Raw genomic sequence first — 8,939 nt, 5'->3', positions numbered from 1 at the left:
TATAGTGATTAAGCCTAGCCCTAGCAGTATGACTAAAGGACCGAACCCAATTATGGCTTCAACAATGATCAAGAATTTGTAAATTGGTCTCATTTGCTAGCTAACGCCCAAATAAAGGGCGCAAACGCGTGGGCGAAAATGGCGAAGCCGCCCACGTGTTTGTGTCCCAGTGCGCCTTGGCGCACGACTTAATTTGATTGTTATGTTTACCCTCTGATGATGTAACTAAAGACACTTCCCGAAAGTCTCGTGTATTTTGGATCTAAACTCTCTACAAAGGAGCTGTCTAAAGGTTTATTAGGAACAAACAGGCCGCTTTCTTGTACGAAAAAACTATCTAATTGAATGTATAGTCCCTGATCTGTTAGGTAAACCCTTTCGGGATCTAAATTAGCTATTTGCACAGGAAAGTTTGATAGCTGTATCCCATGCAGAGAACCGTTTTCTTCTTGCGAGGACAAATACTTAATTGCAGCTGTTTCGATTTCTACTAGATCGAAGTGGTTTTCGGAATAGTCATTGACGCATCCAGTAAGCACACCTAATAGCACTATTATTTTAATAAATCTCACTTACTTTCCTTGTAAACATAACTTTTAAATAAGGGGCGCAGACATGTGGGCTATAATGCGAAGCAGCCCACGTGTATGCGTCCCAGCGAACGAAGTGAGTGACTTTATTTTTTTGTTAGAGCGTGTTAGCACGACAACCTCTGCCTAAGCTTTTTTGATATATCAGTTCGCGCTTTTTTCCCTTTAAAATTCGACGGTATATGTCGAAGAAATGACTGCCATTTATAGGTAGACTCACTGCGTTCATTTGATTCGATGAAGCTTAATAAATCGTTAGCAGACTCTCTATTAAAAGCCCATAGGCACTTATTTTTGTGGCTCACCGAATAGAATGCGTCTTGTGGCCAGTTTAGGTTGTAGATTCCTCTTTTAGAACAGTGTGAGCATATTATGGAGCCAATATCATATCTTTGGCTACGAATAAGGTACTGTGAGTGACTCCAGTCTGATGACGAGTACCCGTCAGGTAAGTTTGAAATAGCGTTTACAGAACCGTGCAACCCCTCGAAGAAAAAAGCACCGTGAACCCCATGGCCACAGTGATCTGATAGCATTTGATATTCAAATTGCGGGCTATTTTGAAAAAAGGGAACATCTTTTTTAAGTTTAATTTTAACTACTTCCGCAAATTCAAATTCAGCTTTCTTGTGACACGAAGGACACTTTACGTCTACCTTGTGAGGCATTGGATTCCAGTCGTACAAACCAGTCATTGAACTTTCCTTGTAGCTCTAACACCCGCATAAAGGGCGATAACACATGGGCTAAAATTAGGAACGAAGTGACGCAGCCCATGTGTTAGCGTCCCAGCGAGCTTGCGAGCGATTTAATGCGTTTGTTATGTTTATGGACAACCTATGATAGATCTCATGGAACCCCGTTGATTCTGAAAAAACTCTGAGAACTCATTGTGATTACCCAGTGATTTTGATAGAGCTTCAAGCGCATCAAGCCTAGCTTCTGCTTCATTAAATTTACGAAGATATTCATCATCACATTTATTTTTATTGGATAAGTCTATCGATGCATAACTTTCAAGGTACTCATTCAGAGAATTCTGGAAAAAAGCTGTCTCATCTGAGTTCAGTTTGTTTTTCATTTTTTCCTGAGCTAGCTCAACCTGCAACTCACTGACAGAGTTATATTTATCAATAAAATTGTTAATCTCTTCCTTAAACAAAAAATAGAGCACACCAATGAGAATTAATATTGTCAGGAAATGAGAACCGAAGCTTTTCACATATTCCTTTATTGTATCTGGAGCCATAAACTTCCTTGAATAAACATAACGCTAAGCTAACGGGCAGTGACGTAGCGGTATAATCGCGAAGCGCCGCTGCGTTACTGTCCCAGTGACCGAAGGGAACGAGTTTAGCGCTTTGTTAGGTGTTCTTACGAAGAGTGCCATAAAAGACGCCCCCTGAAAGAAGACTGCCCAAAGCGTAAATGGCTAAATAGAACTCCACATGCATTGATTTTATTGTCCCATCAAAAAGCAAAGAGTCTAAAAGCAACATACCAATAAATACCAGTGGAGCGCAGATTCCAAATAACACTGAACTCAAAATATCAGACTTTATAAAAAAATTTATTTCAGAAGCTAGCAAACCGAGAGCAATAGAAACTATTGCCAGAAAAGCAACCCCTTCAAGTCTATTGAATGCATCAGAAATTACACCATCTTCAAACAAAAATCTTATAAATGATAATAATCCAGCCAGCAATAATCCTGTAAGTGAAAACAAAGCTGCAAAGACTAAAGGCTTGTGTTTATACATTGTGAATTGATACCAAAAGAACACCTAACTTCCCACTAATGGGCGGTAACACATGGGCTAAAATTAGGAACGGAGTGACGCAGCCCATGTGTTAGCGTCCCAGCGAGCAAAGCGAGAGCCTTAAGTGGTTTGTTATGTGGCAAAGCTAAATTGACCACCCTTTTAGCTTTGCCAATTCGTAAACTAACATAGGAATATCTTGCTTTGCGCTAGCAATAAAGTCTTGGTCTTCAACTGAAGCGCCAAACAACTCAATATCATCTTTACTTGTTTGAATAAAGTTTGAACCAGAGTCGTGATCTCTACCCTCAACAAAAGACGTCCATGGACCTTCTGTGGCGTCTTGGCATCGTTTAAGTATTTGACGCAATTTCTGTTCTGTTAAATCCATATAACTTTAATTCCCTGATGACACATAACGCCTTTGTAACGGGCCGCGTTGTGGCGAAGCCACGCTTTTAGCGGTCCAGCCCGAAGGGCGATCGTTGACAAACTTGTTAGGTGTTTTCGTTTGGCGCATTGTTTATTTAAACCTTGGAGCACAAAATTGACATAACCCGCGATCATCTAACTCCATTTCAGGAAACATATTCTCAAAATTTACCTTTGGAATATTATTCGGAGTTTCTGGATCTCTGCCGTACTGGCCACAGGCAGCACACTGCCTTATCCATTTCCTTGTTCTCGGATCTTTCAGGAACCACTCTTGAGTTTTAGTTTCAGTTCTCATGGACACCTAACGCCCCGCTAAGGGGCAAATTGAGTGGGCTATACTCGCGCGAAGCGCCAGCCCGCGAAAATTTGTCCCGCCAGCGAAGCTGGCAACCTTGAGCGGCTTGTTAGCTATACTGCTACAAACAACCATTATGTTTTTGAAGGCCAAACGTAAACACCGTTGTTTATATAAAAAGACTTAAGGTTCGGCAAAGAACGCTTCGTAAACAACAAAGGGACTGCGCCAAATCGCCTCTCATAAATATTGACCGCAGCTAGCCTCTTTCGACGAAACAAAACAAACGAAGGGTCTCGTCTATTACGCAAAATATTTTCTTTCGAAGCAAGGCGTTTTATGAGTGATTGAAATATAGCTTTATTTAGTGAGTGCCAGGTTCTTTCTTTGAGAAAGGAACTGCCTAACGCTAATGAATATTTCCCTTTGATTTTGAATTTTCCTTTGTATAGCTAACGCTAAGCTAACGGGCAATTATGCAATGCGAAAATGGCGAAGCCGCATTGCGTAATTGTCCCAGTGACCGAAGGGAGCGAGTTTAGCGCTTTGTTAGCTCCCCACATAAGAACTTAATAAATGCATTTTGTATATTGGCGGAGATCTTTCGCTAATTCCAGAAGCGAGGAGTGTTTTTATGTGAAGATTAATTTCTTGCACAGAAATGCCACTTCTAAGGTGCTTAAATAAAAGGCCGTAATAGTGGGCCATACCTTCGTTTAATAAATGCTTATCGTATGAAAAAACGGTGGGAGTAATGAAAGACGCCAGTGAATTAGAAGTATCTTCTAAGATGATGTTTTCCTGACTTTCCATAAATTCTATACGAGATTGCAATGACATTAAAACTGCTTTTGCCTCTAAGCTAGTTTCGTTGATATTTGCTTTGAAACCCAAATGGACTGAGTTGCTGAAGAGTAAGAACTGAAGATTCAATTCTTTAAGGTTTTCTACTTCTTGTTGCAGTTCCCACATAGGTGTGTGAACAACGCCCCATTGGATGCTTATTAAATTTTCCTTACCTGCTTTTCCGATAAGAAACCCCAAAGAAAAATCATTCTCTGATGGTTTGAGCAATCGGAACATCGAACCATCGCTACTGGTTTCAATATAACCGTTCTGTTTCATCTCTTTGATTAATTTAGATTTCACAAAACAACCTCGTAGCTTCGGGGAGCTAACGCCTAAATATGGGGCACAAACAGGCAGGCGATAATGGCGAAGCCGCCTGCTTGTTTGTGTCCCAGCCCGCCTGCGGGCGACATAATTTTTTTGTTATGTGCCATGCACGTTACGCCCTTTTATTTTAAGGAATTGATAGCAAGAACCTGTAAATAAAGAAAGCCAAAATAATCCAAAGATAACAAGTGCTGTAATTACAAGAGCCAAACGCTCGTCTTGTGTCGCATTTGATTTTGACAAGGCTACCAAAAGAGGAAAAGGCACGGATGCGACTATTGATGATAATAAAGCTAACAGAAATTTAGGCTGTTTTATGGTGGTTTGGATATAGCCAATAATTGTGTGATAAATAGCGAAAAGTATTAAAATTATTGGCGCAAAAAAGAACAAGGATTGATAGCCCTCTGCTGCTTGAGATGCTTTCTGATACAAGTCTATATCAGTTAAAGCAAATAACAGAATAACTAAAGCTCCTGGAAGAAAGCTCCATAAGGCAGATGCAAATGCAAAACGCTTACTTGGCACTAATCTTACTCTCCTGGCACATAACGCCGCAAGCAAAGGCGCGCGTTAGCGCGTCCAGCCCGAAGGGCGATTTGCCTTGCCTTGTTATGCCTTTACTCCGTGACATTGAAATTAACCTGAGTGCCATCGGGAAGGTCTTTGATTTGGAAGTTCATTTGGCCTGACATAGCAAAGTGAACCTCAATATCTGTTAGCTCAAAGTTATCAGGCTCATACTTGCCGCCCAAAACAGGTAGCTGTTTGAAACCGTATAATTTACCTGTCTCTAGGACGACACCCTGTTCTTTGAGCTGTGCCACAACAGGAACTAAAAACCATTCATGGATAAGCTCATTGTCTTGGAGCTTACCTTGAAATTCTTCATATGAATCCGCGACCTTTTCAAATTCTGCACTGCCGGTTATAAGCCAGAATACTTCACCAGATTCACTTTGTAGGAAAGCATCGCCGACGGAGGTAATAAGAATAGGTAGCGCCAAACCAACAAGCCATTGCCAGTCTTCCATCAATTTAGCTCGATCAAGATGCTCGAAGCTGACTGTGAGATCATTCCAAGTTAATGGCACAAAACTCTCCTTGAGGCATAACGCTAAGCTTTGGGGCGCAGGCACGTAGGGCATAATAGCGAAGCGGCCCTGCGTGTTTGCGTCCCAGCGAACAAAGTGAGCGTCAATAGCGTATTGTTATGCATCACGCTGTTCCTTAATACTATTAATGTAACTGTCTGCGCTTTCTTTCCAACTAGGTTCTGACTTACTTAATGCTTCAAAAAGTTCCAGAGCCTTGTCATGCTCTCCGACTTTGTATAATGCTCGTGCTTTAGCCCATACGAAATCAGACTCTCCAGGAAACATCTTGATAAATGAGTCTACGTTTTCAAGGATGGAGTTATACTCGGCTTTACTGTCCCAGTCGTTAATTCGTTTAATAAACCTTTCATTAACTCGAGGGAAAAGTAACTTTTTGAGTGCAAATGCAGTTCTTACTAACCAAAAAACCATGCATGTGCCAAAAAGGTAAAAAAGTATATCTATTTTTTCTTCCATATAAGTCAAACTTCCATTTATGCATAACGCCTAAATATGGGGCACAAACAGGCAGGCTATAATGGCGAAGCCGCCTGCTTGTTTGTGTCCCAGCCCGCCTGCGGGCGACATAATTTTTTTGTTAGGGATTTTTGCTTGATACAACCTCTTTGCAAACACGCCAAAGATCTCCTGTGTCAAATAAAACAAACGTTTTTGCTAGCAAGCGAAATGATTTTTTATCTTCAAGTATTTCTACTTGTAACAATAAATGCTTTGCTGAGAAATCACCGTAGACTTTACCTCTGGTATATACGCCCTCTTGTGTTGCAACTTCGACAAAACCTATTTTTTGAAGGTTATTTTGTATTTCCGAAATGGGTTGGTCGAAACTGACAATATACTTAGGGAACCAGACAAATTTTGGTTGTGCGTTTTGCCACTGCTTAAATGGCCCGCTTGAATAGCTATATTTGGAATAAGCTAAGAAAAGAATACATGTTACCAAAATAATTACGTAGTCCATTGTCACCTCGAATCCCTAACGCTTTAAACAGCGGAAAACGTGAGCGCAGCGAGTGGTTTTCCGCTGATTTAACTTGTTATAAGCACTATTCAATTTTGGCTCCACATTTATGGCAATGATCTTGTGGCCAGCGTAATGAAAAGACACTAAGACCACGAAACACTTGCATTGCACCGCATTGGGGACACCCTAACTTGATAGCATAGACAATAGCAAAAATTCCCCAACTCATTCCCAGCCAATATGTCCAATTCTCTAAATAATAAAAGTTGGTAGCGTCAAAGCTACTTGAAGATGTTTTATGTATTACTGTGATGATTAACTGAACCACTAAAATGCCAATTAATCTCAACTTGTACTTGTTCATTGAACGCAGGATTCCAGGTGCTTATAACGCCCCCATAACGGGCAATTACTTGCAGGCTAAAATAGGAGCGCTAGCGACGGGAGCCTGCGAGTAATTGTCCCAGCATAGCGCGTTTATGGGTTTGTTATGCACTTTAGTCAACATATCCACCAGAGATACTACCTCGCGGGAGATCTGAGTGTTTCAGCAGGGAGCGAGTTATCTGAGCGACAGTTTGATCTTTATCCCATCCATGACTCTGACTCATGCCATTAGCAATATGTTGAATGGTATCGGCAAGTAATTGACCCCACGCATCTCTTTCATCAATTTCGCAATCCTCTGCGTCTTCCCACATTCCCAGGAATAATGAAACATGAAGATCATCATGTGCTAACCAGATGCGCATCATTTCAGTTGCGTCTTCATCTCCGCCAGTTTCTATGGGTATCGTCAGTTCCCTCATATCCTCATATTTCCTCTTTTGCATAACACCCCAAGAAGGGGCAATAACACGTGGGCTATAATACGTAACGAAGTGACGGGAGCCCACGTGTTATTGTCCCGTTTACTTGGCTTGTTATGCGTCGCCTGCTATGCATTCCGCAACCTTCATTACTCGAGTGGTACTGAAATCGAGCTGCAAAGTTGTAATTGCAGGCTGGCGTTTATCGTTTAATTCCGTTGGTTGCCATCTGAAATTTTTTAGTGATTTTGTTGCTGAACTGATAAAAGTAGAGTCAGGGATAGCCTTAATAACTTGGATATTTTGTGCTTTCCCTTCACTGTTGATCACAAATGAAAAGTCGACACAACCACTTATACCTCTCCTAGCTGCATCTGTAGGGTATATCGGGTAATCGTTTTTCGAAACGATCCACATTTTCTCAAGGGCATTTTTGTCACCCACAAAATCAATTGGTTGTATTCCGCTATCCTGAACGTCAGAAGTTGAATTACATGCTGATAGTGCTAAAGCACTTGTCAAAAATAGAATCCTTCTCATTTATCCTCCATTATGTCTCGTGACGCATAACACCGAGCTAACGGGCAAAAACGCGTAGGGCATAATAGCGAAGCGGCCCTGCGTGTTTTTGTCCCAGCGACCACCGGGAGCGAGTTTAGCGTTTTGTTATATTTCACTAAGTGCACCGGACTCATTCAAAATGGGCTTAGCCCAACGATAGAACTTTGATGTGTCATTAAACCATGGCCAGAAACCATCTGTTGTCGGCCATATAAGCTGCAACATTTCGAAATCGTCTCCGTCGTGGAGCCAAAGTCCCCAGCCTACATATTCTTCATAATACGACTTATCCATTTTGATGAAGCAAACATCAAAACCTTCAAGGAAATCGGAGTAATATTTGCCGGGTTCGAAGGATTCACCGGCGAGCAAACGGTTTTTGTAGTTGTTGATAATTGAATGAGCCAAGTCGAGTTTTAGGCCGACAATGATAAGGTCAGGTTTGCATTGTTTTTTGTTAATACCAATTGAGTAGCTGAAGCAAGGCTCTCCATCTCCTTCCATGACCTTTAAAACGTGGCAACCAAATTTCTCGATGTCACTTAGCGCCTTCTCATCCCTTTCGTCCACTTAAATCTCCGTAAAATATAACACCCGCATAACGGGCAAAATTACGTAGGCTACAATACGGAGCGTAGCGAAGGGAGCCTACGTGTTTTTGTCCCCCGCGAGCGCAGCGAGTGGTTAATGCGTTTGTTATAAGCCGTATTAAATACAATCCAGCTGCACAAAACAACCAGTAACCAAAGCAAAAAATGGCCGTAAAAAACAATTAATAAATGCTAAGAAAGCAGAAATCACATGACGTGTGTTAGGCCTATTTTTTCGCGTAAGCCAAGTTAAAAAATGACATACGATAATTGGAACTACAAATACTATTACGCTGAAGCTTATGAGGGCTATTTGCTTGGTCTCTCGAGCGTACGTTGATGACGGGGAAAAATATGAGTAGAGAAACCCCAAAAGCAACCCTACTAACGACAAGACGAGTGCCGCTCTGTTTCCGTACCGATTGATTACATAGTAATGAATTTCAATCCATAAAAATGTACAAACAAATACGCTAATAAATAATATTGCCAAGCTCAAATTCCCTGTGGCTTATAACACCCACATAAGGGGCAGTAATACGTGGGCTAAAATAGGAGCGAAGCGACAGAGCCCACGTGTTACTGTCCCAGGGAGCTTGCGACCGACTTAATGTGATTGTTATGTTGCTAGTTGATACAAC

Annotated in this window: 12 protein-coding genes; all 12 read right to left on the bottom strand. The window is 41.4% G+C overall.

All coding sequences use genetic code 11. From position 1 onward, the window contains the following. Positions 1-206: 206 nt before the first annotated feature. Positions 207-572, bottom strand: a complete 366-nt coding sequence (locus DXV75_RS16830) for a hypothetical protein (RefSeq protein ID WP_115594588.1) — start codon at positions 570-572, stop codon at positions 207-209. Between the two features lie 844 nt (positions 573-1,416). After that, positions 1,417-1,839 (bottom strand): hypothetical protein, encoded by a 423-nt coding sequence (locus DXV75_RS16820; protein ID WP_115594586.1) that lies wholly within the window; start codon positions 1,837-1,839, stop codon positions 1,417-1,419. A gap of 115 nt (positions 1,840-1,954) precedes the next feature. Continuing rightward, the gene (locus DXV75_RS16815) at positions 1,955-2,350 is read right to left on the bottom strand and encodes a hypothetical protein (RefSeq protein ID WP_147291851.1); all 396 of its coding nucleotides are present in this window, start codon (positions 2,348-2,350) and stop codon (positions 1,955-1,957) included. Between the two features lie 145 nt (positions 2,351-2,495). Beyond that, positions 2,496-2,741: a hypothetical protein gene (locus DXV75_RS16810; RefSeq protein ID WP_115594584.1), complete on the bottom strand. Its 246-nt coding sequence runs from the start codon at positions 2,739-2,741 to the stop codon at positions 2,496-2,498. 888 nt (positions 2,742-3,629) lie between these two features. Further along, positions 3,630-4,229, bottom strand: coding sequence for a hypothetical protein (locus DXV75_RS16805; protein WP_115594583.1), 600 nt, complete (start codon positions 4,227-4,229; stop codon positions 3,630-3,632). Positions 4,230-4,352: 123 nt separating this feature from the next. Continuing rightward, positions 4,353-4,784: a hypothetical protein gene (locus DXV75_RS16800; RefSeq protein ID WP_115594582.1), complete on the bottom strand. Its 432-nt coding sequence runs from the start codon at positions 4,782-4,784 to the stop codon at positions 4,353-4,355. Positions 4,785-4,876: 92 nt separating this feature from the next. Further along, positions 4,877-5,350, bottom strand: coding sequence for a T6SS immunity protein Tdi1 domain-containing protein (locus tag DXV75_RS16795; RefSeq protein ID WP_115594589.1), 474 nt, complete (start codon positions 5,348-5,350; stop codon positions 4,877-4,879). Between the two features lie 117 nt (positions 5,351-5,467). Then, positions 5,468-5,830 (bottom strand): hypothetical protein, encoded by a 363-nt coding sequence (locus tag DXV75_RS16790; RefSeq protein ID WP_115594581.1) that lies wholly within the window; start codon positions 5,828-5,830, stop codon positions 5,468-5,470. 121 nt (positions 5,831-5,951) lie between these two features. Next, a complete protein-coding gene (locus tag DXV75_RS16785; protein WP_115594580.1) occupies positions 5,952-6,335 on the bottom strand; it encodes a hypothetical protein in 384 nt (127 codons plus the stop codon). Positions 6,336-6,835: 500 nt separating this feature from the next. After that, on the bottom strand, positions 6,836-7,147 hold the full coding sequence (locus DXV75_RS16780; RefSeq protein WP_181898460.1) for a DUF5076 domain-containing protein: 312 nt from the start codon (positions 7,145-7,147) through the stop codon (positions 6,836-6,838). A gap of 114 nt (positions 7,148-7,261) precedes the next feature. After that, the gene (locus DXV75_RS16775) at positions 7,262-7,687 is read right to left on the bottom strand and encodes an energy transducer TonB (protein WP_115594578.1); all 426 of its coding nucleotides are present in this window, start codon (positions 7,685-7,687) and stop codon (positions 7,262-7,264) included. Between the two features lie 126 nt (positions 7,688-7,813). Beyond that, the gene (locus DXV75_RS16770) at positions 7,814-8,278 is read right to left on the bottom strand and encodes a DUF4262 domain-containing protein (protein WP_115594577.1); all 465 of its coding nucleotides are present in this window, start codon (positions 8,276-8,278) and stop codon (positions 7,814-7,816) included. Positions 8,279-8,939: the final 661 nt, after the last annotated feature.

The organism is Alteromonas aestuariivivens (assembly GCF_003367475.1).
Classification (GTDB): domain Bacteria; phylum Pseudomonadota; class Gammaproteobacteria; order Enterobacterales; family Alteromonadaceae; genus Alteromonas; species Alteromonas aestuariivivens.
Note: the sequence above shows the minus strand (reverse complement) of the source record. Positions and strands in the feature narration are given on the sequence as shown.

What these genes read in the sequence shown, in the direction of transcription:
- DXV75_RS16815 (WP_147291851.1), bottom strand. Translation starts at nt 2,350, where the DNA reads ATGTATAAACACAAGCCTTTAGTCTTTGCAGCTTTGTTTTCACTTACA.
- DXV75_RS16775 (WP_115594578.1), bottom strand. Translation starts at nt 7,687, where the DNA reads ATGAGAAGGATTCTATTTTTGACAAGTGCTTTAGCACTATCAGCATGT.
- DXV75_RS16820 (WP_115594586.1), bottom strand. Translation starts at nt 1,839, where the DNA reads ATGGCTCCAGATACAATAAAGGAATATGTGAAAAGCTTCGGTTCTCAT.
- DXV75_RS16780 (WP_181898460.1), bottom strand. Translation starts at nt 7,147, where the DNA reads ATGAGGGAACTGACGATACCCATAGAAACTGGCGGAGATGAAGACGCA.
- DXV75_RS16790 (WP_115594581.1), bottom strand. Translation starts at nt 5,830, where the DNA reads ATGGAAGAAAAAATAGATATACTTTTTTACCTTTTTGGCACATGCATG.
- DXV75_RS16785 (WP_115594580.1), bottom strand. Translation starts at nt 6,335, where the DNA reads ATGGACTACGTAATTATTTTGGTAACATGTATTCTTTTCTTAGCTTAT.
- DXV75_RS16810 (WP_115594584.1), bottom strand. Translation starts at nt 2,741, where the DNA reads ATGGATTTAACAGAACAGAAATTGCGTCAAATACTTAAACGATGCCAA.